Origin of the sequence: Sorangium sp. So ce394, assembly GCF_051474665.1 — a bacterium.
In the GTDB taxonomy this organism is placed as follows: Bacteria; Myxococcota_A; Polyangia; order Polyangiales; family Polyangiaceae; genus Sorangium; species Sorangium cellulosum_D.
Genome location: NZ_CP150339.1, coordinates 11,991,594 through 12,014,732, shown reverse-complemented (window position 1 = coordinate 12,014,732; position 23,139 = coordinate 11,991,594). Strand labels below are relative to the sequence as shown.

Annotated in this window: 18 protein-coding genes; 13 read left to right on the top strand and 5 right to left on the bottom strand. The window is 72.9% G+C overall.

Annotation, left to right across the window (positions count from 1 at the left end):
• Positions 1-896: 896 nt before the first annotated feature.
• The 3 genes from WMF33_RS44450 (at position 897) to WMF33_RS44440 (ending at position 4,613) form a co-directional block, all read left to right on the top strand.
• The gene (locus tag WMF33_RS44450; protein WP_437334249.1) at positions 897-2,180 is read left to right on the top strand and encodes an ATP-binding protein; all 1,284 of its coding nucleotides are present in this window, start codon (positions 897-899) and stop codon (positions 2,178-2,180) included.
• Positions 2,177-2,719 (top strand): response regulator transcription factor, encoded by a 543-nt coding sequence (locus WMF33_RS44445; protein ID WP_437334248.1) that lies wholly within the window; start codon positions 2,177-2,179, stop codon positions 2,717-2,719. The genes WMF33_RS44450 and WMF33_RS44445 overlap by 4 nt, the downstream gene beginning before the upstream one ends.
• 67 nt (positions 2,720-2,786) lie before the next feature.
• Positions 2,787-4,613, top strand: coding sequence for a glycoside hydrolase family 15 protein (locus tag WMF33_RS44440; RefSeq protein WP_437334247.1), 1,827 nt, complete (start codon positions 2,787-2,789; stop codon positions 4,611-4,613).
• A gap of 217 nt (positions 4,614-4,830) precedes the next feature.
• Here the strand turns inward: WMF33_RS44440 and WMF33_RS44435 are convergent, their stop codons facing one another.
• Positions 4,831-5,556, bottom strand: coding sequence for a hypothetical protein (locus WMF33_RS44435; RefSeq protein WP_437334246.1), 726 nt, complete (start codon positions 5,554-5,556; stop codon positions 4,831-4,833).
• Between the two features lie 1,026 nt (positions 5,557-6,582).
• On the opposite strand from WMF33_RS44435, the gene WMF33_RS44430 reads away from it, so the two are divergent.
• A complete protein-coding gene (locus WMF33_RS44430) occupies positions 6,583-7,182 on the top strand; it encodes a hypothetical protein (RefSeq protein WP_437334245.1) in 600 nt (199 codons plus the stop codon).
• Positions 7,183-7,187: 5 nt separating this feature from the next.
• Here WMF33_RS44430 and WMF33_RS44425 read toward each other — a convergent pair whose 3' ends face one another.
• Positions 7,188-9,248 (bottom strand): carotenoid oxygenase family protein, encoded by a 2,061-nt coding sequence (locus WMF33_RS44425; protein WP_437334244.1) that lies wholly within the window; start codon positions 9,246-9,248, stop codon positions 7,188-7,190.
• Between the two features lie 211 nt (positions 9,249-9,459).
• Here WMF33_RS44425 and WMF33_RS44420 point away from each other — a divergent pair, with 211 nt between their 5' ends.
• The 3 genes from WMF33_RS44420 (at position 9,460) to WMF33_RS44410 (ending at position 11,625) form a co-directional block, all read left to right on the top strand.
• On the top strand, positions 9,460-10,662 hold the full coding sequence (locus WMF33_RS44420; RefSeq protein ID WP_437334243.1) for a site-2 protease family protein: 1,203 nt from the start codon (positions 9,460-9,462) through the stop codon (positions 10,660-10,662).
• Positions 10,663-10,800: 138 nt separating this feature from the next.
• Positions 10,801-11,157 (top strand): hypothetical protein, encoded by a 357-nt coding sequence (locus tag WMF33_RS44415; protein ID WP_061627711.1) that lies wholly within the window; start codon positions 10,801-10,803, stop codon positions 11,155-11,157.
• Positions 11,158-11,190: 33 nt separating this feature from the next.
• On the top strand, positions 11,191-11,625 hold the full coding sequence (locus WMF33_RS44410; RefSeq protein WP_061627710.1) for a hypothetical protein: 435 nt from the start codon (positions 11,191-11,193) through the stop codon (positions 11,623-11,625).
• 199 nt (positions 11,626-11,824) lie between these two features.
• On the opposite strand, the gene WMF33_RS44405 is transcribed toward WMF33_RS44410, so the two are convergent.
• Positions 11,825-13,252: a sensor histidine kinase gene (locus WMF33_RS44405; protein WP_437334242.1), complete on the bottom strand. Its 1,428-nt coding sequence runs from the start codon at positions 13,250-13,252 to the stop codon at positions 11,825-11,827.
• A 122-nt stretch (positions 13,253-13,374) separates the two neighbouring features.
• Between WMF33_RS44405 and WMF33_RS44400 the strand changes: the two genes are divergently transcribed.
• The 5 genes from WMF33_RS44400 to WMF33_RS44380 all read left to right on the top strand — a co-directional run bounded on the left by WMF33_RS44400 (position 13,375) and on the right by WMF33_RS44380 (position 19,225).
• The gene (locus WMF33_RS44400) at positions 13,375-15,546 is read left to right on the top strand and encodes a putative metal-binding motif-containing protein (protein WP_437334241.1); all 2,172 of its coding nucleotides are present in this window, start codon (positions 13,375-13,377) and stop codon (positions 15,544-15,546) included.
• A gap of 48 nt (positions 15,547-15,594) precedes the next feature.
• Positions 15,595-16,527, top strand: coding sequence for an ABC transporter permease (locus tag WMF33_RS44395; RefSeq protein ID WP_437334240.1), 933 nt, complete (start codon positions 15,595-15,597; stop codon positions 16,525-16,527).
• Entirely contained in the window at positions 16,524-17,177 is a 654-nt protein-coding gene (locus WMF33_RS44390) for a hypothetical protein (RefSeq protein WP_437334239.1), read from the top strand. The genes WMF33_RS44395 and WMF33_RS44390 overlap by 4 nt, the downstream gene beginning before the upstream one ends.
• 435 nt (positions 17,178-17,612) lie before the next feature.
• Entirely contained in the window at positions 17,613-18,503 is an 891-nt protein-coding gene (locus WMF33_RS44385) for a zinc metalloprotease HtpX (RefSeq protein WP_061627718.1), read from the top strand.
• A gap of 236 nt (positions 18,504-18,739) precedes the next feature.
• Positions 18,740-19,225, top strand: a complete 486-nt coding sequence (locus tag WMF33_RS44380; protein WP_437334238.1) for a hypothetical protein — start codon at positions 18,740-18,742, stop codon at positions 19,223-19,225.
• Between the two features lie 56 nt (positions 19,226-19,281).
• On the opposite strand, the gene WMF33_RS44375 is transcribed toward WMF33_RS44380, so the two are convergent.
• Positions 19,282-19,899, bottom strand: coding sequence for a TetR/AcrR family transcriptional regulator (locus WMF33_RS44375; protein ID WP_437334237.1), 618 nt, complete (start codon positions 19,897-19,899; stop codon positions 19,282-19,284).
• A gap of 101 nt (positions 19,900-20,000) precedes the next feature.
• Between WMF33_RS44375 and WMF33_RS44370 the strand changes: the two genes are divergently transcribed.
• Entirely contained in the window at positions 20,001-20,741 is a 741-nt protein-coding gene (locus WMF33_RS44370) for a 3-oxoacyl-ACP reductase family protein (RefSeq protein WP_437334236.1), read from the top strand.
• Positions 20,742-20,852: 111 nt separating this feature from the next.
• Here the strand turns inward: WMF33_RS44370 and glyS are convergent, their stop codons facing one another.
• Positions 20,853-22,952, bottom strand: a complete 2,100-nt coding sequence (gene glyS / locus WMF33_RS44365) for a glycine--tRNA ligase subunit beta (protein WP_437334235.1) — start codon at positions 22,950-22,952, stop codon at positions 20,853-20,855.
• Positions 22,953-23,139: the final 187 nt, after the last annotated feature.

The following is a 23,139-nucleotide window of genomic DNA, read 5'->3' as shown; positions in this document are numbered from 1 at the left end:
CAGGAGATGAAGAAGGACCGCACGGCGCCCCCAGCGTCACCCCTCCGGCGACGGCTCACGCCGCCGTGAACTGGCCGTTTCACACGCCGGCGCCCCGCTGTGGACGCACGTATGCGAGGAGAACGCGGCTGGACTGCGAGGCTTCTAATGGCCACGGATGACTACAAACTTGTTCCAGCGGTAGCAATCCACCTTGGCCTGAGCCCAATTCCAGCGCAGTGGAGAGGGATTGACGCGGTCATTCCGCTATTGGAGCGCATGCGCGGCGACGGGGCGATCGTCCTCATAAAATTTGATGGTGGCAGAAGTCTGTCTGATAATGGTCCATACACTGTTCTTGCTTCCGGTGGACCGCTCAAGGGCGATTTTATTCGCGTGGACGTGTCATCGATTGAGCATGGTATCGCGAAGGTGGTAGTGGAATACGCGAGAAGGTGCTGGAGGTTCGTTGACCCATCGTAATCTGCTCAGGGGTTGAGCTGACGGACTTGTTTGCCTTTTGTCGCTCTTCGTAAGGTTCATCAGGAGCTTCAGGACCGGGAGTTCGAGGTGAGGATCGGGGTGACTCGTAGCGAGGTTCAAGAGCTTTTTGAATGTCTGACACCAGAGCTACAGGCCGCCATCGCAGCACTTGGGAACCCTAATGCATTCGCGGGCAGTGAGTCATTCACCCCGCTCGCCGAAAATCACCCCGACATGCCTCTCCGACACACGTCCCTCCTCGACTTCCTGTCCCGTCGACCTTCCGAGCCGGCCGCCGCCCCGCGAACGGCGGCGCGCCGATCGCGCCTACTTTGCCCGCGGCGACCTGTGGCGGCGAGCCGCGCTCACGCCGCTCGGGCCGCGCTCCCGCGGCTCGGGCCGGCCGCCCGGGCCCTTTGCGGTATACTCCCGCCGTGACGCACGACGCCTCCCTCGATCGGGCGCCGGCCGGCGGGATCGTCCTCCGGTGGCTCGTCGGCCTGCGCTGGGCCGTGTTCGCGCTGCTCGCCGCGACCCTGATCGCCGACGAGGCGCTCTTCGGCTACCACGTCCGCTACGGCATCGCCGTGCCCATCCTCGCGCTGGCCGGCGGGCTCAACCTCGCCCTCGCCCGGCGGGTGCGGTCGCAGCAGGGCGCGCAGAGCGCCGTCGTCGCCGGCGTCGTGGCGCTCGACCTCGTCGCGATCGCCGGCGTCCTCGCCGCGTCGGGCGGCGCGGGCAACCCGTTCAGCGCCCTCTTCTTCGTGCACGTCGCGCTCGCCGCCGCGCTCCTGCCGGCGCGGACGACCTTCGCGCTCGCGGCGCTCGCGGCGTGCCTGTTCGCGGCGCTCTTCGCCCTCCCCGCCGGCGCGTGCTGCCCGAGCCACCCGGAGCACGGCGCCTTCTCGACCCACCTCTACGGGATGCTCCTCGCCTTCGTGCTGAGCTCGTCGCTCGTCGCCCACGTGCTCCTGAAGGTCCGCCGCGCCCTCGACGAGAGCGCGGCCGAGAACGCGGCGCTCCGCCGGCGCGCCGAGGAGGCCTCGCGCTTCCAGGCCCTCGGCGCGCTCGCCGCCGGCACCGCGCACGAGCTCGGCACCCCGCTCGGCACGATCGCGGTGCTCGCCGGGGAGAGCCTGAGCGACCCGGCGGCGAGCGACGCCGCGCGGCGCCGCGCCCGGACGATCGCGGAGCAGGTCGAGCGCTGCCGCGTCGTCATCGCGCGCATGCGGGCGGACGTCCGCGCGGACGAGCTGCGCGCCGGGGTCGAGGTCGGCGAGGCGGCCGTGCGCGGCGTGGCGGCGTGGCAGGCGGCGCACCCCGGCGTCGCCGTCGAGGTGCGCGGCGACCTCGCGCCGCGGCGCACGGTGCCGCTCGACGCGGCCGACATCGAGGCGGCGCTGTTCGCGCTGCTCGACAACGCGCTCGCGGCGCTCGGGCCGAGCCCCGCCGCCGCGGGGCCGATCGTCGTCACCGTGGGGGACGAGGGCGGCGCGCCGGTGATCAGCGTGGAGGACGGCGGGGCGGGCGTCCCGGCGGGCCTCACGGGGCGGCTCGGGGAGCCGTTCGTGACGACCAAGGCGCCCGGCGAGGGGATGGGCCTCGGGCTCTACCTCGTGCGGACGCTCATCGAGCAGGTCGGGGGCCGGCTCACGGTGTCGGCGAGGCAGCCGGCCGGCACGCGCGTCGCCCTGCGCCTCGCGCCGGTGGACCCATGAGCGCGGAGCCCACCAGCGAGCCGACGCTGCTCATCGTCGACGACGACGCGACGTTCCGGTCGGCGCTCGGGCAGGCGCTCGGCCAGCGCGGCTTCGCGGTGTTCCTCGCCGGCAGCGCGGAGGAGGCCGCGGCGATGGCGCGCGAGCACGTGTTCGAGTACGCGCTCGTCGACGTGCGGATGCCCGGGCAGAGCGGGATCGAGCTCGTCGGGGCGCTGCGGAGCATGGATGACGGCATCCGCATCGTGGTGTTCACGGGGTACGGCACGATCGCGAACGCGGTGGCGGCGATCCGGGCCGGGGCCGTCGACTACCTGACCAAGCCGGTGGACGCGGCCCGGTGCGCGCGCTCGCTGCTCGGCTTCGCCCCGGCCGCGGGCGGCGACGAGGACCTGCCGTCGCTCGAGCGCGTCGAGTGGGAGTACCTCCAGCGCGTGCTCGCGGACTGCGAGGGCAACATCTCCGAGGCCGCGCGCAAGCTCCGGATGCACCGGCGCTCGCTCCAGCGGAAGCTCTCGCGGCTGCCGCCGAGGTCGTGAGGGCGGGCGCCGGGAAAGATCGGCGGGGGGAGGTACCTCTCGGCCGGGCGGGCGCTATGAAGGGGTGATGCCCTACAAGCCCATCGAGTCCTACGGCGTCATCGGCGACATGCACTCCGTGGCGCTGGTCGGGATGGATGGATCCATCGACTGGTGCTGCCTGCCCCACTTCGACTCGCCGAGCGTGTTCGCGGCGATCCTGGACGACAAGAAGGGCGGCAGCTTCGCGCTCGCGGCGGCGCACGCCGCGTCGCGCAAGCAGATGTACATGCCCGACACCAACGTGCTCCTCACGCGCTTCCTCCACGCGGACGGGGTCGGCGAGGTCTGCGATTTCATGCCGATCCACCGGGACCCGTACGGCGCCTACCGCCGCGGGATGCACCAGATCGTCCGCGTCGCGCGGGCCGTCCGCGGCGAGGTGCGCTTCCAGCTCGCCTGCCGCCCCGCCATCGACTTCGCCCGCCGCCCCCACCGCCTCATCCTCGACGACCCGCGCGGCGCCATCTTCGACTCGGACGGCCTCGACCTCGCGCTGATCAGCCCGGTCCCCCTGTCGAGCGACGGCGCCGGCGGGGTGACCGCCGACTTCGTGCTGCAGCCCGGCGAGTCGGCCACGTTCGCGCTGCGCCAGGTCGAGGACTGGACCGCGAGCGACGGCCTGCTCTCCACGCCGATCAACGGCGACGACGCCCTCCGGCGCACGGTCGAGTTCTGGCGGAGGTGGCTCGGCAAGTCGCGCTACAAGGGTCGCTGGCGCGAGATGGTCGACCGGTCGGCCCTCGTCCTCAAGCTGCTCACGTTCGAGCCGACCGGCGCGATCGTCGCCGCGGCGACAACCAGCCTGCCCGAGGAGATCGGCGGGGTCCGCAACTGGGACTATCGCTACGTCTGGGTGCGCGACGCCGCGTTCACCCTCTACGCCTTCCTCCGGCTCGGTTACACCGAGGAGGCCGCGCGCTTCATGGAATGGCTGAGCGCCCGCGTCTCCGAGCAGGACGGCCCCACCGGGCCGCTCCAGCTCATGTACGGCATCGAGGGCCGCCACGAGCTGCCCGAGGTCGCGCTGACCCACCTCGACGGCTACCGCGGGTCGCGGCCGGTCCGGGTCGGCAACGGGGCGACGGCGCAGCTCCAGCTCGACATCTACGGCGAGCTCATCGACTCGGTGTACCTGTTCGACAAGTACGGATCTCCCATCCATTACGACTTCTGGCGCGAGCTCCGGCGCATGGCGACCTGGGTGTGCCAGAGCTGGGAGCAGCCGGACGAGAGCATCTGGGAGGTGCGCGGCGGCAAGCGGCAGTTCGTGTACTCGAAGCTCCAGTGCTGGGTCGCCCTCGATCGGACGCTGCGGCTCGCCGACAAGCGCTCGCTGCCGCTCGATCGCCCGCGCGTCGCGCGCGCGCGCGACGACATCTACGAGGCGATCATGGCGCACGGCTGGGACGCGGAGCGGAGGACGTTCGTGCAGTCCTTCGGCTCGTCGGCGCTCGACGCGAGCAACCTGCTCATGTCGCTCATGCGCTTCATCTCCCCCACCGACCCTCGCATCGTCGGCACGATCGACCGCACGCTCGCGGAGCTCGCCAGCGACACGCTCGTCCACCGCTACGAGCTCGGCAAGGGCGCCGGCGACGGCCTGACCGGCAAGGAGGGCACCTTCAGCATCTGCACCTTCTGGCTGGTCGAGGCGCTGGCGCGCGCCGGCCGCCTCGAGGACGCGCGCTTCATCTTCGAGAAGATGCTCACCTATGCCAACCACCTCGGGCTGTACTCCGAGCAGATCGGGGCGAGCGGCGAGCTGCTCGGCAACTTCCCCCAGGCGTTCACGCACCTCGGGCTGGTCAGCGCGGCGTTCTACCTGGATCGCGCCCTCGGTCAGGGCGGCTGAGGGGATCGGGGGCTCGCGCTCCCCACCGGCGGGCGGTGGGGCGGGGCTCCTGCGCGAGCGGTGGAGGGAAGAGAGGAGCTACCGGCGGCCTGGGATATCCAACCCCAGGCCGCCGGCGCTCGAGAGCCCGGGAGATTGAGGAGGGCCGGCGCGGCGCCGCGGCATCCGGAGAGGCGGAGCCTCGGGCGCACGCCGGCGAGGTGCGGTCAGATCGAGATCAGAAGCCGAAGCCGCCGAAGCCGCCGAAGCACGGGTTGATGAAGCTCGGGACGAAGCTGGTGACCGACGTCGTGATCGCCGTCAGACCGCAGCCGAAGCCGCCGAAGCCGCCGAAGCCGCCGAAGCCGCCGAAGCCGCAGCCGCCGAAGCCGCCGAAGCCGCCGAAGCAGCGCTCGCCGTCACGTTGCCCCGTCTCCTGCCCCACCAGGGCGCCCGTCTGCCCGACGCCCGCCTGGCCGATCTGCGCGGGCGCGCCGAGCTGCGCCTGGCCGATCTGCGACGGCGCGCCGAGCTGCGCCTGGCCGATCTGCGACGGCGCGCCGAGCTGCGCCTCTTGCCCGACCTGGCCGAGCTGCGCCGGGCCCTGCCCCGTGTACCCGCCCTTGGTCGGGTAGCCCTTGCTCGGGAGGCTGCCCTTGGTCGGGAACTCGCCCTTGCTGGGCAGCATGCCCTTGCTGGGCAGGAGCTCGCCCTTTCCGGGCATGACGCCCTTCGAGGGCAGACCCTTGCTCGGGGGCAGACCGAGCTTGCTGGGCCCCATCTGGCCGATCTGAGCCTGGGACTGGACCGCGTACCCGCCGCGCTCCGCCTCTTCCAGCCCCTGGGTCGTCGAGTCGACGCTCTCGTCATCCACGTCGAACTCCTCATCCGCGCCGACCGCGCACCCGGCCCCGAGCGCCAGCACCATCGCGAGACCCATCATCTTGCCGTGAATCGAGATCATTGGTCCTCCCCGGTGTCCCTGATAGGCCTTGCGGCCCCCGAACACCTTGGCTCACCCAAGAGCAGGCTGTGTGCCTCGCGCTCCTGTGCAGAGGCTGCCGCTTCGAGACCTCGTGAATTCGCGAATCGCGTCCGCGAATTAGGCGCTCCTCGGATCTGCGCTCCCTTGGTATTTCTCCGCGATTCATTCGCGGTGGATCCGGGCGAGGCGCGGCGCGCGCGCGGCGGCGGCGCCGTTTTCGCGCTGGCGGCAGCGAACTCTGCCGCTCGTCGGGCGCTTTTGCGTGGCGAGAGCGCCGCGCCGAGGACTCGCGCGCCGCGCACCGCGCCGTGACGCGGTCGCTCGCCGCGGCCGCGGCGAGCCGCGGTGTTCTCACAATAGGTGGAACCTCCCTCCGGACCCAGAGAAACCCCGGCCTCCGCGCAGCGCCGACGCAATCGCTCGCGCCGTCCGAGGGAGACACGCGCGCTGCGCCCTGCCTGCTCAGCGCAGAGCGCTCCGACACGTTTGTGCATTCGCGCGCCCGCGAGAGCATAAATCTCGACCCCGGCCGGAACCGTCCGCCGCCGTCATCCTCGTTCCCTCCACGACATGATCGTTCCGGCGCTGCGTCGCGCTCGGTTCGCCTGGTGCCGCGAGCGGCGCGCGCGACTTCCTCATAACCCTGAAGATAGTTAATGACGCATCGCGTCGTGAGCGCGCCGCCCGCGCCGCCGCTCCATCCATGGCGCCGCTCGCCTCGGCGAGGACGGAGCCGAAGCGGCCGTCATTCCCACTTGCGCAGGACGTTCTGTAAATGGTCCAGTGCTGGATGTCGGAGACGGGGAGGGAGCATCCGAACTTGTAGTCTGCCGCACGGCCCTTTTCGTTTCGACGTTGGGGTTGTCTCATGTCGTCCGGGACGCTGGCTTGCCACCGCGCTCGGCGCTGACCGATCGGCGGGGGCGGAGCGCCGGATCGAGCTGTCTTGACCCAGGTTTGCAGGATCGGCGGCCGCCGGCTGCGGGCGCTGAACAGAGCGGAAACATGCCAGAGTGTCGCATCACGGCCGTCGCGACCTATCTTCCGGAGCGCATCGTCACGAACCAGGAGCTCATTGCGAGCTATGGCCTCCCTTACTCCGCAGAGTGGTTGCAGCGGACCACGGGCGTCGTGGACCGGCGCTTTGCCGGCGCGGCGGAGACCACGCTGTCCATGGCCGCGGCGGTGCTGCGGCAGCTCATCGAGGCGGGGCGGCTCCGCGATCCGTTCGTCGATGTCCTCATCATGACGAGCGACGACCGCGGGCGCGGCGACGCCGGCGGGGCGGCGTTCGCCGCGTGCATGGCCGGCCTCTCCCCTGCGCTGGCGCTCGATCTCTGGTCGGCTCAGGGGGGCTTCTCTGCGGCCCTCGACGTGGCGACTCGGCATCTCTACCGCGGCGCGGGTCGCGTGCTCCTCGTGGCGAGCGAGGTGCGGTCGTGGCGCCTGCGCGCGGGGCAGCCGTGGGTCGACGGCCACATCACCGCGACCCTCGGCGACGGCGCCGCGGGCGTGCTGCTCGAGCGGGGCGACGGCCTCGGGGCCGGGGCCCCCGCGCGCGGCGCCGAGCCGTCCCTGCCTCGCGCCGCGGCCCCCTGCCTGTAGGCGGCTCAGGCGAACCGCGGATAGACCGCCTCCTCGAACAGCGCCTTCACCTGGCCTTCGGGGGCGTCGGCCACGAAATCCTCGTAGTCCTCGCGCACCGGGACCTTGTATCCGCCTCTCCACGGCGACGCGGCGTTGAGCCACGCCGTGTGGAGGGTGAGCCCCGGGCGGAAGGCCGGGTGCCCCAGCTTGCAGAGCGGCCCTCGGGCGAGGTTCGTCGCGTCGAAGATCCAGACCTCCGCGCGGTGGGCGGTCGTGACGAGCGCGACCACGTACCCGTCGGTGTCCGCCCCGCTGCCGCCGCGGCGGGGCACGAACTGCAGCGAGCTGAGCCAACACCCCACGGCGCGCTGCGGGAACTCGTAGCGATCCTCGATCCGCATGGCGCGGTGGTTGAACCGGAACAGGCTGTCGGGGTGGCCGCCTTCCGCGCGCATCCGCCGGAGCGCCGAGAGGGGCAGCGAGCGATGCGGGTGCGCCGCGTAGAGCCGATCGATGAACTCGGTCGAGAGCTCGTCCCAGATCCCGGCGCCGCGCCAGTAGACGTTCTCGATGCGATCGGGCGGCATCCACGACGGGCCCGCCTCCCGGTGCGCGTAGAGGCCGACGCCGAGCGCCCGCGCCGGGTCGGCGAACACCGCCTGATCCACGACGCGCTCGGCCGCCGCGTCGATCGTATACCGGCCGATGCGGTTCACGTCCGCTTGCCCGAGCGGGGACAGCCCGCGGAGCCGGGCCGGCGCCGGCGCCCTGTCGGCCGCGTGCCGGTCGTAGGGCCGGAGCCACTCGGCGTGATCCGTGGCGCAGTTGTGCGCCGCGTGCACGGTGATGCGGTCGCCCGCGTCCTCGTAATCGACGAGGAAATGGAGCGTCTCCAGGGGCACGACGACCTTCTTCACGACGACGGACCCGCCGCCCGGCCGGAGCGCGTCCCGCCGGACCAGGTAAAACGTCGTGCTCGGCTCGTGGGCCATCGTGAGCAGCGACCGGAGGAGGCGCTCGACCCCCGGGCTCTCCCCGGAGCCCCGGCAGGCCACGCTCTCCAGGCCGATCCGGAAGGCCGTGTCCGCGAGCACGACCCAGCGCCGCGTCAGGCCGAGCTGGTGCACGCTCTGCTCGATGCGCACCGGCGCGCCGCTCGGCAGGAGGAGCGCGTGCCGCTCCGGCTCGTTGTGGCCGTCCCACCGCAAGAGGTGCACGAAGTCGCCCGCCGCCTCGTCGAGCGGGACGCCGCCGAAGCGCGCCGCCTGCCGCGCGAGCAGGTCGCCCGGCCCGGGCGGCGCGCTCGGGCGGAAGCGCGCGGGCAGGCGCTCGAGCGCGCGCTTCGCGAGGAGCTCGAGCCGATCGGCGCTCGACCGGAGCAGCTGCTGCTCGATCATCGACGCGGCCGCCGACGCGAGCCGGTCCCAGGAGCGCGGGAGGGCGGCGAGCTCGTCGAGCCGCGGCAGCGACGCGGCGAACAGGTGGAGGAGCGAGCGGCCGTAGTTCACCGTGAGCAGCTCGCCCCGCTCCGCGTCGAAGCACGGGTGCGCCGTCGCCAGCGTCATGGGAAAGGGGTGGTCGACGGGCGCCGCCGGGTACCACGTGCTGTTGCGCCCGACCGGCGTGACGAGCTGGAGCGTCGCCGGGTCGATCTCGTAGGGCCTCCCCGCGTCGCCCGTGACGAGGAGCCGCGCGGGCGCGCGCGGCGCGTGCATCGGCACGAACGCGTGATTGAGGTGGTCCCGCAGGCCGAGGTGGGGCGAGAAGCGGAGGAGCCCGGCGTCGCGGAAGCCGAGCGCCTCGAAGCGCGTGCCGGGGCGCGATGCGGCGTCCGCGTGATAGCAGGGCGTGCGCGCGACCCTCGAGGTCAGACGGACCGCGCCGCCGCCGAAATCGAGCCGATAGATCATCCCATTGCCATTGAGGATCGGCGCGCCGTCCGCCCTGGGCAGCCCGCCGTCCACCGAGCCGACCGGGCCGATCGCGAAGACATGGCCCGTGAGGTCCTTGGGCACGCCGCCGGAGAGCGAGGATTCCAGGACGGTGAGCTCGACCTTCGTGAGCTCTTCCGTGCTCGCTGCCATCAATGCATCGGGGACGCGCTGGCGCATGACGACCTCGGTCACACCAAGCTACGCCAATCTGTGGCCGGCGGGGGCGCCGCGCTGCGCTGCGCCTTCGGGACGCGCGCGCTCGCGCCGATTCCCGCCTAGGACGGACGCACGCGCGCTTGGCGCGGGGCTGCGGGCGCCTCCTGCATTGCGCTCGGCATCTGCGCCGCTGCCCTGATTTTCCATGCATTGGCGCCGTCTCGGCGGCTTGCGAAGGTGGTTGTCGGCCCCATCTGTACCAGCGATCAGGAGGCACATGTTCGACCAGGGGCTGACAGTCCTGCGCATCCGAGGAATCCCGATCCGGCTGCACGTCACGCTGCTGATTTTCCTGCCGTACCTCGCGTACTTGGCGGCGTCGCAGTTCACGTTCATCGCGGCCTCGCTCGAGATTCCGCGCGAGGCGCTGCGCTTGCCGCCGCTCGCCTGGGGGGCGATCTTGGCGGTCGGGCTGTTCGTCGCCGTGCTGGCGCACGAGCTGGCCCACGCGCTCGTCGCGCTCAAGAACGGGATCCGGGTGCGCGCGATCACGCTGATGATGCTGGGCGGCGTCTCGCAGATAGAGCGCGACGATCCCGAGCACGAGGCGTGGATGGCGTTCGCCGGGCCGCTGATGAGCTTCGGTATCGCGCTCGGCAGCTACGCCGCCTATCGCCTGCTCCCCGCGCCGGCGGAGGTCGGCGTGGCGCTCCTCGCCTTCGCGATCACGAACGCGATCCTCGGCGTGTTCAACCTGCTCCCGGCGTTCCCGATGGATGGCGGCCGGGTGCTCCGGGGGCTGCTCCATCGCCGCCTCGGGCGGGCGCGCGCGACGCGCGTCGCGACCGCGATCGGCAAGGCGATGGCGGTGGCCTTCGGGCTGTTCGGTCTGCTCTCGTGGAACCTCATCCTGGTGCTGATCGCCGTGTTCGTCCACATGGGCGCGTCGGCCGAGCAGGCGCGCTCGAGCACGCGCGATCTCCTCCGGGGCCTCCCGGTCGCGCGCTTCATGACCGATCGGCTCGGCGACGCGTACGCGGACGAGAGCCCTCGCGCGGTGGCCGAGCGGCTCCTCCGCCACAACCTGGTCGGCGCGCGGGTCATCGACGATCCTCGGGGCGGGGAGGGCCGCCGCGAGATCGGCGTCGTGACGGTCTGGGATCTCGCCCGCCAGCTCGCGCGCGGCGCCGAGGCGGCGACGGTCGGCGCGGTGATGCCGGTGGACGTGCCGAGGGCGCGCGCCGGCGACGACGCGTCCGGCTCGCTCGACGCGCTGGCGAGCGGCGAGGCGAGCGCGATCGCGGTGCTCGACGAGGGGGAGCACGTGATCGGCCTCGTGACATCGGCGGAGATCCAGCGCGCGCTCGCGCTCGCCGGCGCGCTCGGCGCGGCCGGCGCGGGCCGCTGAGCGCCCGGTCGCGGAGATGCCGAGTCGCGCCGCCCCGCGCTGGCACTCGCGTTGCTGAGCTCCGTTCCGAGGAGCAATGACGTGAAGCAGAGCAACAACGTGACTTCGCGCGAGCGAAGATGGCCCAGGTGTCTCTCGGTGACGAGGTCTGCGCTCGCGGCGGCTGCGGTCGCGGCCGGCGCCTCGCTGCTGGTCGGGTGTCTGGGCACGGTCGGAGCCGAGGGGTATGTCGTGTCCGGCTTCCCGGCGGTGCGCGCCGAGGTCGTCCCGGTGGAGATCGCGGCGTCTCCGCGCGTCTATTTCCGCGGCACCTATGCGTACCTGGTCGACGGCCAGTGGTATTACCCGACGAACCGGGGCTGGGTCATCTTCGAGCAGGAGCCCGCGGAGCTCAGGCGTTACCGGCAGACGTACCGCGCGTCGCCGAGGTACGTGCCGGAGCGCGAGCTGAGCTTTCCCCGCGAGCGGGGGCGCGGTTACTACACGCCGCGTTGACAGTGGTGCGGCTGCGAAAGGACGGATTCGAGCATGAATCAGGAGAAGAGCGTCATTCCCATCTGCGGCCTCGCTCTATCGAGCTTTCTGGCCCTGGGCTGCTTCTTCGAGGTGAAGGACGGCGATCGGCATCGGCCTCGGCCGTCGATGGGGAGCCTGGTGATGGAGTGGACAATCGACGACCGGCGCGAGCCGCGGGACTGCTCTCGCTTCAGCGGCGGCAGGGCCGATCTCGAGCTGATCATCTACCGTGGCAGCGTCGAGGTCGCGAGGGAGTATGCGCCTTGCGAGGACTTCATCCTGACGGTGGATCTTCCGCCCGACGAGTACAGGGCTATTGCGACGCTCGTGGGGCGCAGCGACGAGCGACCTGTCACCACGTCGGCGAAGCTCGAGGCGATCGACGTCGTGCGTGGCTTCAACCTCCACCGGGAGGTGGATTTCTCGGCGACCTCGTTCCTCTTCTAGACGGCAGATCGCGTTGATCGAGCGAGTATTCGACCGCCAAGCCGCCAAGGGCGCCGAGAGGGGATCCCCTTCTTGGCGTTCGTAGCGGCTTGGCGGTTCGAAATTCTGCGTTTTTCACGCGGCTTCAACCCATCTGTCGCTCCAGATGGGCCCCCGCGCCGCGCGGAGCGCTGGGCCTCCTCGGCCTGGCAGCCCGGAGCTACCCCGCCCTCGGGATCGTGAGCCGCACCCGCGTCTCGCCGCGCGGCCCGTCTTCGATCGCGATCCCGTAGTTCGTGTGCGCCGCGATCGCGTGCGCCGCGATGAGCGGCAGCGCCGGCGGCCTCCCCTGCGCGACCGCCTCGAAATCGCGGCTCAGCACCACGCTCCGCGCCGCGGCCGGCAGCGGCGGCCCCGCGTCGTCGAACGTGATCTCGACCCCGCTCGGCCCCTCGACGAGCGTCACGACCACCTCGCTGCCCGGCGGGGACGCGCTGATCGCGTGATCGAGCAGCGCGTGCAGCAGCACCGTGAGCGCGCCCTGCGGCACGACCTCCTGCGCGGCCTCCGGCGCCTCGACCACCACGCGCACGTCGTGGCGCGCCGCGCGCGCGAGGTCGTCCTTCACGACGTCGCGCAGCAGATCGGCCACGTCGCAGTGGCGCGGGAACTCGTGGAGCGGGCACGCACCCAGCCTCGCGAGATCGCTCACGATCTCCGACGCCGCGGTCACGTGGCGCCCCACCGAGGCCGCCGTCTCCCCGGCGTCGCCGCCGTGCGACCGGAGCGGCGCGATGTCCCGCCCGATCGCCGACAGGATGCCGCGCAGCTGCGTCCCGAGCACCCGCACTGCGGCCACGAGCACCGCGAGGCTGTCGCCGCTCGGCGGCAGGTGCGACACCGGATCGCTGCCGCTCAGCCGCGACACGATGCCGGCCAGCGACCCGCGCTCGCGCTCGCCCTCGACCCGCGAAAAGACCGCGGCGAGCTCGCGCGCGTAGGCCTCGCCCTGCGCCTGCGCCGCGGCCAGCTCCTTCTTCAGGCTCTCGACCTCGAGGCGCTGGAGATCGACCTCGGCGGGCAAGGTCAGCGTCTGCATCAGCCCGTCGAGCTCCAGCCGGCCGCCGTAGCGCAGCGCCATCCGCGACAGCCACACCCGCTCGGTCTCGAAGTTCACCGGCGTCTCCGGCCCGAGGTTGACGCGCACGCTCACCTCGTCGCCGACGCGGTGGATGCTCACGTCGGGCGCCCCGCCCTGGCTCGTGGGATCGCCGCCCTGGGCGATGAGCACCTGGAGCATCCGCCGGAGCTCGGTCTCGTCGCCGAACACCGTCGTCCCTTCGCCCATCTCGATCTGCACGCGCGCCTCGGGCGCGACCTCCCAGAGCAGCGCCGTCAGGTCGACGCGACCGCGCCGCCCGCGCGGCATGGGCCGGCCGTGGAGCGAGGCGAGCATGCTCACCGCCTCGTCGAGCCGGTTGAGCGTGCTCTCCACGCCGCCCGAGCCGTCGTCCGGCGACGGCACCGGCGGCGGCGTGGTCTCGGTCGCGATCATCCCCACGCCCTGGCGGAGCTTCTGGGCGGCGCTGCGCGCCTCCTGCGCCAGCAGCCACGTCAGCTCGGGTCGGGTCAATCTGTCGCTGGTCACCCTGTTTTTCCCTCTATCCGCCACGCTCCGCGGAATCGCGCGCCATGATGCCAGACGTGGCGGTGCCCTGCTACGCTCATTGCCGCTCACCTCGTTCGATGCGAACTCGCTCTTCTTCCTCCTTGACGCCTCTCGCTCTTCTCTGTGCCGCAGCCGCGACGGCCGCGCTCGGGGCCGCCGCCTGCGGCTCGAGCGCGCCGAGCCCCTTCCCGTCGGCGGGCGGAGCAGGCGGGGCCGGCGGCGAAGGCGGCGCGGGCGGCGCAGGGGGCGAGCAGGCTCCGGCGGACCCGACGCTCGGCGGTCCGTGCGTCGACGACGATCAATGTGAGGACGGATTTCCCTGCACCTTCGATGCCTGCGACACCAACGCAGGCCGGTGCCGCTTCACGCCGGACGACAGCGCGTGTCAGAACGACGTCTACTGCGACGGGGTCGAGCGGTGCAACCCGCGCCTCGGCTGCGTGCCTGGCGAGCCGATCGCGTGCGGCGACGGGAGCACCTGCACGATCGACGCCTGCGACGAGCCGACCAGGACGTGCTCGAGCGCCCCGCGCGACGCCGACCTCGACGGCGATCCCGACGCGCGTTGCGGCGGGGGCGACTGCGACGACGCCGATCCCACGGCGTCGTCGCTGCAGCCCGAGATCTGCGGGAACGACCGGGACGACGACTGCGACGGGCGCACCGATGAGTCCGGCTGCGTCTCGCCGGAGCACGACACGTGCGCCGACGCGCTGGAGATCTCGGCGCCGGGCTCGTACGCGATGAACACCGCGGGCGCGGGCTTCCACTACGCGAGCTCGTGCGGCCTGCCCCGCCCGATGAGCACGCGCGACGTGGTGGCCGCGGTGCTCCTGCCGCCGGGGCCGCCGGTCGACGTGCAGGTGACCGCGCGGACGGAGGGCACCGACGTCGCGGTGACGCTCGCCGGCCAGTGCGGCGACGCCGCGACCGAGCTCGCGTGCGGGCGCCCGCACCCCAGCGCGGACGGCGGCAAGCTCGCGAAGCTCCGGGGCCGCGGCCTCGGCGATCCGGAGCGCGCGACGGCGCTGCCGGTCTACGTGACCACCGCGGAGGGCGCGCCGGTCGTCGTCGACGTCGCGTTCCTGCCGCCCTCGCCGGCGCCCGAGAACGAGACGTGCGGCACCGCGGCGCCCCTCGAGCCGGGCGCGCCGGTCCTGGCGACGATCCTCGACGCCGCGCGGGATCTCGGGACCGCGTGCGAGACCGACCTCGGGGAGCTCGTCTACACGTTCGAGCTCACCGAGCCCAGCGACGTCGACCTCTACGCGATCTCGACCGACGGCGACGGCGAGCCCTCGCTCTCGCTGCGGTCCGAGGGGTGCGCGCTGCCCGAGGACGAGCTCACCTGCCAGACGGCGGCGGCGCCGCACCTCTTCCGGCGCGCGCTGCCCGCGGGGGTCTACGCCGTCGCCGTCTCGGCGACGGCGCCGACCTCGGTGCTCCTCACGCTGGAGCTCGCGCCGCCGACCGATCCGCCGCCGGACGAGGGCTGCGCCGAGGCGGCGCCGCTCGCGCCGAACCGGACGGTCGCCGTCTCGCTGCTCGGCCACCAGGACGACGTCGACCTCGGCTGCGGCCCGGCGGCGGTCGACGCCGTGTACGCGCTCGATCTGGAGGTCGCGTCCGACGTGCTCCTGGTCGAGCGGCTGTCGGCCGGCGACAGCGGCTCGATCGCCCTGTCCGCGCCGGCGTGCGGCGGCGCCGGCGACCGGCTCGCGTGCGGCGAGGGCGACGTCAGCCCGCTCCGGAGCGCGCGGCGCGGCGTCCCGCCGGGGTCGTACCGCGTGGTGGCCGAGGCGCAGCTCGGCCAGCCGGTGAGCGTGACGGCGTTCGTGCGGCCGGCGGCGCCGCCCACGCTGGTGCCCTTCGCCGACGCGTGCGAGGGCGCGCTGGAGATCCCGGAGACCGGCGGGTTCTTCCAGGGCAACACGACCAACGCCGCCGCGGATTTCGACGCGGGGTGCGATCGCGCCGGCACGCAAGACCGCGGCGCCCGGGACCAGCTCCTGAAGCTCACGCTCACCGCGCGCCGCCGGGTGGTGCTCGACATGGCCGGCTCGGCCTACGAGACGCTGCTCTCGGTCCGCCGCGGCCCGGGCTGCCCCGGCACCGAAATGCCGCTTTCCTGCACGATCGGTACGGGCCCCCAGCGCAGCTTCCTCGATCTCGTGCTCGATCCGGGCGTCTACTACCTCCAGATCGACGGCCACGCGATGGCGCACGGCCTGTGGTTCCTCGACGTGCGGGTCGTCGACGCCGTCGATCCCTGACCCGCGGCCCTTTGCAAGCGCCCCCTCTCCCTTGCTAACGTCGCCCCGATGTTCGGCCGCATCTCTGCGATCGCCCTCAACACCTACCGGGAATCGCTTCGGGCGCGCATCCTCATCGGCCTCGCGGGCGTGGCCTTCGCGGTCGCTTTCTACTCGATCATCGTCGGCGCCTACACGCTCCGCAACGGGGCGCGCGTGGTCAGCGATCTCGGCGTCGCGTCGATCTCGCTGTTCAGCATCGCGGTCGCGATCATCATCGGCGCGACGTCGCTGTACCGCGAGCTCGAGCAGAAGACGATCTTCCCGATCCTGGCCCGCCCGGTCCGCCGCGGCGAGTACCTCGTCGGCAAGTACCTCGGCACGCTGCTCACGCTCGCGGTGTTCATCCTGGCCGACACCGGGCTCGTGCTGCTGATCAGCGCCGTCCTGTCCGGCCGCTCGCTCCCGCTCGTCGCGGGCGCCGGCGCCGCGTCGCTCGCGGCGCTCGGCCTCGCCGCGTGGCGCTCTCCGCTGCTGCGCACGTACGGGTTCATCCCGTGGTCGGCGGTCTTCCTCGTCCTCGGCGTGGTCCTCTCGGCCGGCGCTCCCACGGAGCGGCGCGTCGTCCTCGCCGGCAGCGCGCTCGCGTTCCTCGAGGTCGGCATCGTCGCGGCCGTGGCCACGCTGTTCTCCTCGTTCTCGACGCCGTTCCTGTCCGCCTTGCTCACGCTCGGCATCTTCCTCGTCGGGCGCAACGCCGACGCGCTCGCCCAGCTGCCGGTGAAGTACTTCGGCCCCCAGATCAGCGCCGCGGGGCGCGCCCTCTCCCGGGTCGTGCCCAACCTGCAGATCTACGTGCCGCCCCGCCCGCTGCTCGCGGGCGAGGTCGCCGACGCGAACCTCCTGGTCTACCTGGGGTGGGCGTCGATCACGTGCGCCGGCTGGGCGCTCGGGCTCCTTGCGGTGGCAGCGTTCGTCTTCAAGAAGCGCGATTTTCTGTGAAGCTCTCGGTCGTGCTCGGCGTCGTGCGCGGCATCGCGGTCGCCGGCTTCCTCCTTGGCGCGGCGTCGCTGCGCGTGGTGGTCGCCGGCGAGCGGGAGATCGCCGAGAGCACGGCCGCCCTGCTCGCCGGCGATCCGCACGGGGCGGCGCTCCACGCGCGGCGGGCGGCGAGCTGGTACGCTCCCGGCGCCCCCCACGTGCGCGTGGCCTACGAGCGGCTGATCGCGCTCGCGACGGCGGCGGAGGGTCTCGGCCAGCCCGACACGGCGCTCTTCGCCTGGCGGGCGGTGCGCACGGCCGCCCTGGAGACGCGGTGGCTCACGACGCCGCACGCCGAGGATCTGGAGCAGGCCAACGCGGCGATCGCGCGGCTCTCGGCGGCCGCGCCGCGGCCGCCGGGCACCCGGACCGAGCCAGCGGCCGTGGTCGCGCGGGAGCACCTCGCCGCGCTCGCGCGCGACGACGCGCCGCGGGTCGGCTGGGTCGTCGCGCTCGTGGCGGCCTTCGTGGCGTGGGTCGCGGGCGCCATCTGGGTGGTGCGGCGCGCGGTGACTGTGACGGGCCAGTGGGTGTGGCCGCGTGCCGTGCCGGGGCTCGCGGTGTGCGCGGCCGGGATCGCGGTGTGGCTGCTGGCGATCTGGCAGGCCTGACCGCCGCTCCTCGTCTCGATCTTCCGTCTTCCGTCTTCCGTCTTCCGTCTTCCGTCTTCCGTGCTCCTCTTCGTGCGCGTGCGCGTGCGCGCTGACGCCGGGGAATCGCGCACGCGCACGCGCACGAAGGACGAACACGGGAGAGGGGAGACGGGGGACGGGAGAGGGGAGACGGGGGACGGGGGACGGGGGACCGTCTGCATGAAGCCCGAGCGAGACGCGCTCCACGGATCGCGAACGGGGCAAAATGGGCCGACCGCGGCGAAATGGGGCGGCGAAACGGGCCGGCCGGTCCTGACGGCCACCTCGGGAATCGACGGGCCGTGACGCCTGCTGATCGGCTGGCACGCGGCATTGCAAAGCCGCGGTGCACGACACATCGCTGATGAGGGAGCAGCGTTTGCAGCGCTCCGTTCCGTGGAGGTGACGAGTTTCATGAAGAATCAGATCAAGACGATCCTGTTGCTCGGCGTCATGTCGGCAATCCTGGTGTCCATCGGTGGGGCGCTCGGGCCGGGGTACCTCGTCTTGTTCGGCGTCCTCGCGCTCGCGATGAACCTGGGCGCGTATTTCATGTCGGATCGCATCGTGCTCGCGGTGCACCGGGCCGCCGAGGTCGCGCCCGAGGAGGCGCCCGGCCTGCACCGGATGGTGGAGGAGCTCTCGCGGCGGGCGGAGATCCCGAAGCCGCGGGTCTATGTCATCCCGGACGCGCAGCCGAACGCCTTCGCCACCGGGCGCAACCCGGAGCACGGCGTCGTCGCGGTCACCGAAGGGATCATGCAGCTCCTGACCGAGCGCGAGCTGCGCGGCGTGCTGGCGCACGAGATCGCGCACATCAAGAACCGCGACATCCTGGTGTCGACCATCGCGGCGGCGTTCGCCTCGGGCATCACGTGGATCGCGCACGCCGTGAGCTTCGCCGGGCTGTTCGGCGGCTCATCGGACGACGAGGAGGGGGAGAGCCCGCTCGGCGGGCTGGCGCTCGCGATCGTCGCTCCCATCGCGGCCACGCTCGTTCAGCTCGGCATCTCGCGCTCGCGCGAGTACATGGCGGACGAGACCGGGGCGCAGCTGTGCGGCGACCCGGAGGCGCTCGCCAGCGCGCTGTCCAAGCTGGAGCACGGCGTGGCGCTCATCCCCGCCGAGTCCGCCCGTCCGGCCACGGCGAGCCTCTTCATCGTGAGCCCGCTCGCCGGGGCGAGCTCCGTGCTGAAGTGGTTCTCGACGCACCCGACGACCGAGGAGCGCGTCAGCCGGCTGCTGTCGATGGCGGCCAGCGGCGGCCGCGCGGCCTCCCCGAGGAGGGCAAGCGCGCTGGCGTGACGGCGGCGAGGCGCGATGCTCGGGGCGTGCGGCCTCAGCCGTCGCGGAGATGCTCCTGCCGGCATCCCCGTCCGTGCGGCCAGCCTGGCGCTCGGCGCCGAACTGGCGATCTCCGTGAGGCGGGAATAGCGTCGCTCGCTCCACGTCCCACGGGGCGAGCGCGGCGCCCTCGGCGCCGCGGCTCGTGACGCGACCTCAGTCTCGCACCGCACGGTGTCATCTCGAGAGGCAGGATGATGAACAAGCTCCCTCGCATCGCATCAACGCTCGCCGCGCTGGCCGCCCTCACGGCCATCGCCGCCCCGGCCGCCGCCGCTGCCGAGGAGACCACCGCGGCGGCCGCGGAGGCGCCGCGTCAGGGCCGGGGCAAGGGCGCGGCCCCGTTCCCGCAGGACGCCGCCGGCTTCAGCAAGCGGGTCGACGAGAAGAGCGCGAAGCTGCGCGCGAGGGTCGAGGCGAAGATGCAGAAGGGCGGCGTCCCGGAGGCGCGCCGCGCCGAGGTCCGGAAGGCGCTCGACGAGGTTCAGGCCAAGGTGCGGGCGGCGGTCGACGCGGCCGCCAGGGACGGGGTGATCACCCAGGCAGAGGCGAAGCGGGTCCGGAAGGTCGCGCGCGAGGCGCGCAAGGCGATCGGGAAGCAGCTCGGGCTGGAGCAGAAGCCCACGAAGAAGCAGAAGCGAGGGAAGGGCACGAAGCGGATCCTCGTGCCCGAGACCGTGTAGCGCGACGGAGGGCGGGAGCGCTGAAGCCGCCGGCGGCGTCCGGCCGCCGGCCCCGCTCAGACCGCAGCGCGGGGCCGCGCCAGCGCATCCCAGGCGGCCATGGCGCAGTCGACGATCGCCTCCAGCGCCTCGCGCGGGGCGCCGTCGCGGGCCTGGATGGAGAGGCCCTGGAGCACCGTGGTGTAGAACGCGGCGAGCGCCGCCGTGTCGGTGCCCGCCGGCAGGTCGCCCTCGGCGACGCCGCGATCCAGCCTCCGCTGGAGCTCGTCGAGCGCGCCCCGCCGGCACGCGGCGAGGTGGCTGCGCACGCCCTCGCTCTCCGGCGTGCCGAGCGTCGCGGCGAGCACGATCATGCAGCCGCTCGGCTTCCCCGGGCTCGCGTAACCCTCCACGTTGCTGCGCAGCATCGCCTCGACCGCCCTGCGCGCCGTCGGCTCCTCGCGGAGCGCCCGGCCCGTCGCCGCGCCCTCGACCTCGCTGTAGAGCGCCACCGCCTCGCGAAACAGCGCCTCCTTGCAGCCGAACGCGGCGTAGAGGCTCGGTGAGTTGATGCCCATCGCGGCCGTGAGATCGCTGAGCGACGTGCCCTCGTAGCCCCGCTCCCAGAACACCTCCATCGCCCGCCGCAAGGCAGCGGCCCGGTCGAAGCTGCGCGGGCGCCCCCGTCCGGCCATCACGACGACCTTTCTGTGCCGATCGATAAATAAATCGGTTGACCTCCCGGCATCCAGCGAAGTATATGATTTGTACTAGTCGACACAGAAATGAGGTAGGCATGTCGCAGCTTGTTGGCAAGGTGGCGCTGGTGACCGGAGGCAGCCGCGGGATCGGCGCGGCGATCGTCAAGCGGCTGGCGCGGGACGGGGCGGATGTGGCCCTGACGTACGTGAGCGCCCCGGAGAAGGGGCGCGCGGTGGTCGCCGAGGTCGAGGCGGCGGGTCGGCGGGGGCTGGCGATCGCGTCGGACAGCGCGGATCCGGCGCAGGTCGTCCACGCGGTCGAGCGGACCGTGGCCGAGCTCGGTCGGATCGACATCCTCGTCAACAACGCCGGCATCGCCATCATGGGGCCGCTCGAGGCCCTGACGCTCGAGCAGGTGGACCGGACGCTGGCGATCCACGTGCGGGCCTCGTTCCTCGCCGCGCAGGCCGCGGCGCGGCACATGGGCGCGGGCGGGCGCATCATCAGCATCGGCAGCTGCCTGGCCGACCGGGTGCCGGGGCCGGGCATCACCCTGTATTCGATGAGCAAGGCGGCGCTGGTGGGCCTCACCAAGGGGCTCGCCCGCGACCTCGGGCAGCGCGGCATCACCGCCAACCTCGTTCAGCCGGGCCCGATCGACACCGACATGAACCCGGCCGGCGGCCCGGGCGCGGACGAGCAGCGGAGCCAGCTCGCCGTCGGTCACTACGGCACCGGCGACGATATCGCCGCCACGGTCGCTCACCTCGCGGGAGAGAGCGGGCGCTTCATCACCGGCGCGACGATCGCGGTCGACGGCGGCTTCGCGGCCTGAGAGCGCCGTGGCGGTCGCCGCCGCTGCCCTGCGCGAGCGCCGCCGCCGGCGAGGAGGCTCGCCGTCCGGCCGGCGCGCCGCCCGGGCTGTCGGCGCTCGGCCCGGGCGGAGCTAGGACGCCGCGCGCGGCGCCTCGCCGAGCAGCTCGAGCTTCGCCAGGCTCGCGCAGGTCTCCGACAGGGCGCGCATCAGCCGCAGGCGGTTGTCGCGCACGGCCGCGTCGTCGGTCATCACGAACACGTCGATGAAGTACTGGTGCAGGAGCGGCGCGAAGTCCGCCACCGCCTTGAAGGCGGAGTCGTACGCGCCGCTCCGGACGTCCGACGCGATCTGCTCGCGCAGCTTGAGGTAGCCCGCGAAGAGCGCCGTCTCGCTCGCGTGCACGTCCTGGCCGAACGGCGCGACCGGCTCGCCGGGCGGCGCCTTGTCGGCGATGTTGGTCGCCCGCTTGAAGACCTCGCCGACCCGGGCGCGGACCTCGGGGCTGAGCGCGTCGATCGCGCGCACGCGCGCCCGAAGATCGAGCGGGCGACCCGCGGCGACGGGGAGGCACGCGAGGACCGCGTCCTGCGGGAGCCGATCGGAGAGCAGACCGCGCAGCCGCTCGGCGAAGAACTCGCCGAGGCGCGCCGCGAGATGCTCGCGCGAGGCGTCGAGCTTCACGCCGGCGTAGCCGTCGTACGCGGCGCTGAACGCGGCGCCGAGGCGCAGATCGAGGTCGCGATCCAGGAGCGTGCGCAGCACGCCGAGGCAGGCGCGGCGGAGCCCGTACGGATCGGCCGTGCTCGTGGGGATGAGCCCGATCGCGAAGCAGCCGACGAGCGTGTCGAGCCGATCGGCGATCGCGACGAGCGCGCCGGCGTGCGTCGGCGCGGTCGCGTCCGCGGCGCCCTTCGGCAGGTAGTGATCGCGGATCACGTCGGCGACCTCGGGGCTGACCCCCTGGGCGAGCGCGTAGGCGCGGCCCATCTCGCCCTGGAGCTCGGGGAACTCGCCGACCATCAGCGCGACGAGGTCGCACTTCGCGAGGTGCGCCCCCGAGGCGGCCGCCACGAGCGTCGGCTCCGGCAGCATCAGCAGCAGGCCGAGCTCGCGGGCGAGCCGCTCGACGCGCTCGGCCTTCGCGAGCACGCTGCCGAGCCGCTTCTGGAACACGATGCCGCCGAGCTTCTCGCGCCGGCTGGCGAGCGGGAGCTTGACGTCCTCCCGGTAGAAGAACTGCGCGTCCGAGAGGCGCGCGCGCATCGTCTTGTCGTTGCCGCTCTTGATCTTCTCGGGCGCCTCCGCGGTGTTGACGACCGCGAGGTACTTCGGGAGCAGCGCGCCCGTCTTCGCGTCGCGGACGCCGAAGTAGCGCTGGTGCCCGCGCGCGACCTCGAGGATCACCCGCTCGGGCAGGTCGAGGAACCGCTCCTCGAAGCTGCCGACGATGACGTGCGGCTCCTCCACGAGGGACAGGTTCTCGCCGATCAGGAAGTCGTCCTCGATGAGCGCCCCGCCGGCGTCCCGCGCGGCGGCGAGCAGGCGCTCGCGCATCAGGCGCGCGCGCTCGCCGGGGTCGACGATCACGTGCGCCGCGCGCATCGCCTCGACGTAGTCCTTGGCCGCGCCGAGGGCGATCTCGCCCGGCGCGAGGAAGCGGTGGCCGCGGCTCGTGCGGCCGCTGCGGACGCCGGCGATCTCGACGGGGATGACGTCGGCGCCGGAGAGCGCGACGAGCCACTGGATGGGGCGGCCGAACGCGAATTCGCCGTTCCCCCAGCGCATCGATTTGCGGAAGGGAATGGCCGCGACGAGCGAGGCCAGGACCTCCGGGAGGAGCTCGGCCGCGGGCCTGCCGGCCTCGCGCCGCGTGCCCGCGAGGTACTCGCCCTTCGGCCCCTCGACGCGGCGCAGATCGGCGACCGCGCACCCGAGCTTCTGCGCGAACGCCTCGGCCGCCTTGGTGGGCGCGCCGTCCTTGAAGGCCGCCTTGACGGGCGGGCCGGTGACCTCCTCCTCGAGGTCGGGCTGGCGCGCCGCGACCCCGGAGACGAGCAGCGCGAGGCGCCGCGGGGTGCCGAGCGCGCGCATCGCGCCGTGGCGGAGCCTGAGCTCCGCGAGGCGCTTCGTTGCGAGATCCGGGAGCGCGCGGAGCGCGGCCTCGACAAACGACGAGGGGAGCTCCTCGACGCCGATTTCGAGCAGGAGATCGCTCGCTTCGTTGGACATGGGACCGCGGACGCTACCCCAGAACCGCCCGTCCGGCGAGGCGGTCGAGCGACCGGGCAGCGCTGCGCGCCGGGCCAGCCGCCGGCCGCCAGCCGCCGGCCAGCCAGCCAGCCAGCCAGCTAGCCTAGCCGCGCGACCGCCCCCGCTGCGAGCGGCCCGCCCGTGCTGCGCGCGGCCCGCCCTGCTG